1 protein-coding gene and 1 pseudogene are annotated in these 3,724 nt (G+C 58.0%); one reads left to right on the top strand and one right to left on the bottom strand.

Annotated elements, in window-relative coordinates:
* The first annotated feature begins 536 nt into the window (after nt 1–536).
* Nucleotides 537–3,446 carry a hypothetical protein gene (locus tag GWC77_RS27170; RefSeq protein ID WP_173262416.1) on the top strand — a complete coding sequence of 970 codons (2,910 nt, stop codon included), beginning with the start codon at nt 537–539 and terminating at the stop codon, nt 3,444–3,446.
* A 120-nt stretch (nt 3,447–3,566) separates the two neighbouring features.
* Here GWC77_RS27170 and GWC77_RS29830 read toward each other — a convergent pair.
* Nucleotides 3,567–3,724, bottom strand: a pseudogene (locus GWC77_RS29830) (IS5/IS1182 family transposase); the annotation flags it as partial.

Genomic DNA, 3,724 nt, shown 5'->3' with positions numbered 1-3,724 from the left:
CCGCTTCAGCACGCTGCCCGCGCCGGTGGGCAACGTTGAGCGAGCTTTCTTCGTCTTTGCCATCATCGATGTCCTGCGTTTCAATTCGCACCGATTCTACTCGTCCTCGTTAATGCGACAGAGCCCGTCGATTCGCTGGCGTGGTGGAGTGACAGACATTGGGGGCGGCCATCCCGCAGCAGCCAGAAATCGGCACGGGAATCACGCTGGTTAGATATGAGGGCTGGCCGCTCGCAGTACGTCGTGACAGCTGGATTCGCTTCAAGCATGACCCAGAGTCGAACTTGATCGCGCGAGGTGAGTACCAGTGCGCGTTGTAGCTTTGGCGACCACACATGATGAAGCGTCTGCTTCGGCAGCCGGGAGACGGGCAGGGGTTCGGGCGGGTGCATGGCGTGATTGCGGACCAGCGACATTGGACTACTTTAGGTCAAATCCAGCGAAATGGGCAAATTTATGTCAATCCAAAATGACGTAAAACTGTCCAGCACTGCTCGCTGCGCCTTATAAACTGGTTCTTCGGGGCAGACGACTTTATGTCATTTGACAGCATGCATGAGCTTCCAGCAGGGACGGACCGCGATTTTATTACTCCTGTCTTTCGTTTGCCTATCCGTGCACCAACGCCTGCACCAACGCCACTCCTAAGCGAATCGCCGCTTGCTCGTCATCGCTTCGTTATCGCGACACAACCCCGATTAAACGCAAATAATAACGAGTATCATGTTCGTTTAATTTTGAAAGGGACTCTCATGTCGTTGCCCGTTCGTGGACTGCCCGATTCGTCTTTGTTTGCCGAGCGCCTCGACCACGAAATCGAGAAGCGCAACGTCGCTCCCTCGCTACAGGTCGAGTTGCCGAGGAGCGATTGCTCCGTTCTGGCCGGCCTGCCGCGCCGCAATTCCACAGCCGGAGCATCAGTCGATCCAACGCAACGTCCGCGAGCCTTGTTGCCTGCGTTACACGATGCATGGGCAGAGCAACTCAATACGCGTGCCCACGTGCATCGCGAGATGAATCAGATCCGCCGCGCGTTAAATGCTGCGCCCACCAGTTTGCAGTCAGGTGGCGGTGAAATTCACATCGCTTCTTCAATTTATGCACATTCCAGCGCACTACATTCCGCCTTCTCACGCATCACTGAGTTCGATACGGATGACCCTAGCGGGGCGCATTCACGGGTGATCAATGGCTGCGCGCAGCTCTCGGAGAAACTGGCGATCGCGAGCGAGGCATTGACACAGCATCATGTTGCGGAAGCAACTGAACCAGAAACCGGACACAATCATGGCGAGGGAGGGGGTGCGATTGTCGTCGATCTCGACGAAGCCATTCATGGTGTCTACGCGGCAGTCGCATATCTAGTCCAGGCACTCAAAGGCGGCGGAGGCGGTATCGCAAAGGAGTTTGCTGACAATGCCCGATTACTTGCAAGCAATCCTCTCGGCTGGGTGAAAGACGCTGGCACCCCGCATGGGATGGCTGACTTCGGTATCGCAGTGGGTGTAGCCGGAGCGCTCCTGCCGCTAGCGCTGATGGCGATCAAAGCGGGTCTCGAGGAGATGCACGGTGCTGCCCATACCCGAAAGGAACTCAAAGCGGAACTTGCGCAAATCGAACGGGATATTCAGGGTATCGATGGTATCGTCGGCTCCTCACGAGGGGCCACCGCTGCCGCGGCAGATGGGGCGTTACCTCCCAACGTCGAGCGACTGCTATCTACGATTCGCTCGATCAGGGAGGAGCGCGAACAAACGCTCGGCTTTCTGCGCGAGCAGAACAAGGCCGATGGCGGAGTGGGGTTTTTTTCAACCAGTGCTGGTTTATCGATTTTGACCAAAGCTTCGACGGACATTGCCACCAAGTCCGCGTTCATCGCGACTGGCGGCCACCCGGTCGCGCTCGCCGCAACGGGCGCGGCGGGAATCGCCGGCACCTTTGCCCTTGGTCCCGTCGCCGCCGCGAGCGCGCTTGGACTAGGCGGTTATATGGTCCACAAATCGCGCAAAAAGCGCGACGCGTTCCGTCTGGAAAAAAACGCAACTGAACAGCGAATCTCTGACTTGCTCGGTAGTGGTGACCAGTCGTCAGAGATCAGCGAATATCACCAGTTTCTTTCGCAAAAGCTCGAGCAACACGACGACTTCTTTGCCAGCTATGCCAGCTGGAACAAGGGCTTTCTGGCCGGAAGCACGCTTTACACGGGCAGCGTCGCCGCCAAGGTCGCCGTGGTAGGCGCAGTGGCGGCAGGTGGGGTCGCCTTGGCGCATCCGCCGGTGCTCGCGGCGCTGCTTGCGCTGGGGACCGTGGGCGGCGTGGTGATGGGAGCCTCCTCCCAGCAATTCCTGACGGGTCACGGAAGGCAGCATCGGTATCAGGGGTACTTCAAGAACGATGATCCCGAGTTGAATCGGGATTTCCTGGCGTCTGTAGATCTGTTGGCGACGAGCCACACCGATGCCGATCCGCTCATCGGACTGAAGCTGAGATCCGCATTTTTCGGACAAATATCGTCGCGTGAGGATCAGCGCCAGACGTTCTTACAGCGTGTCGCAGATGACGCTGGAAAGCGTTACGAGGACAAATACGCGTACACGGCTGATCCAGCGCACGTGGTGGAAAGGCGGGGACCGAAACCGACAAAAGGACAATTTGTGTGCGATGTGATGAAGCGCGCGGGTGCCGATGTTCGTGGGCGTTTGCGGGCGGCATCCAGTTTCGTCGAGCAATCAGCGCGACTGCAAAGGCCCGCTTCAGCCAAACGGGCTGCAAAGAAAACCTGGAACGAATCACGGGCGTATCTCACCCGCACAAGCCTGAAGTCATGGCTTGCCGATCCCGCCAATACCAGCGCGCAGATCGACACGATGACCAGCATGCTCGACTCACAACTGGAATACCTCGAAGCCAAACTCGACGCAAAAACCGCAGCCTTTCGGAGCATTGCTGCACGCAGAGGTGTTTCAAGCGATGCATCGCAAAATCAAGACAGATCTGAAACTCGCATTACGGCCGAGCCGAATGTTCTGGATGTACCGGGCGGCATCGAACTGAAGAAAATTCTCGTTTCGCTTGATATGGATCTGGAGTTCGATCAGTTGCGTTATAGCCAAGCGTTGGCGGTGCGTGCTGCTTTGACATCCGTTGCTCATCAGGTGCGGGCAGGGGTGCCTGTTGACGAGTCCGGACTGGCAGTTGCAACCGACAGGTTTGTGACCATGCAGAAGGGTGAAGCATACGATCCACATGCGGCCATTCCCGATCTCGCAGGAAGTCAGAGTACGCTTGCCACGTATTTAATGAAAGACGCTCCGAAGCGTTACCGCGATCTACGTGGAAAGTTGATTGAAACGGAATTGCAGGCAACGCGGCTGCGCACCCAAACGGCTGAAGCATCGGACCTCCGCGACGACCCTGCAATACCGGTGGGGCATGGGTCGCGTTGAAGGCGGTAACTGCGATGACGCCGGGGTTGCCCGTAGGTACCGCCCGAGGCCGTTTGCATTGGCGCGCGGCGTTGGTGCATGGAGGCGGAGCAGTGTGCAATGCGCCCCTTTCCCCACAGGTTATGCGGCATGAACCTTACAGCGCACGGACTTCGGGCGTGCGGCGGCCAGCATGCGGTTGAGCACCGCCACACCGATCGATGTTTCAGTCTGCTGCGCATCGGGATGACGCGTGCGCAGACGCGGGCCGATCAGTGCCTTGTATCGCCCCATCGTCG

The sequence above is a fragment of the Paraburkholderia sp. NMBU_R16 genome, from assembly GCF_013282575.1.
Lineage (GTDB): Bacteria > Pseudomonadota > Gammaproteobacteria > Burkholderiales > Burkholderiaceae > Trinickia.
This window is presented reverse-complemented; position numbering and strand designations above follow the sequence as displayed.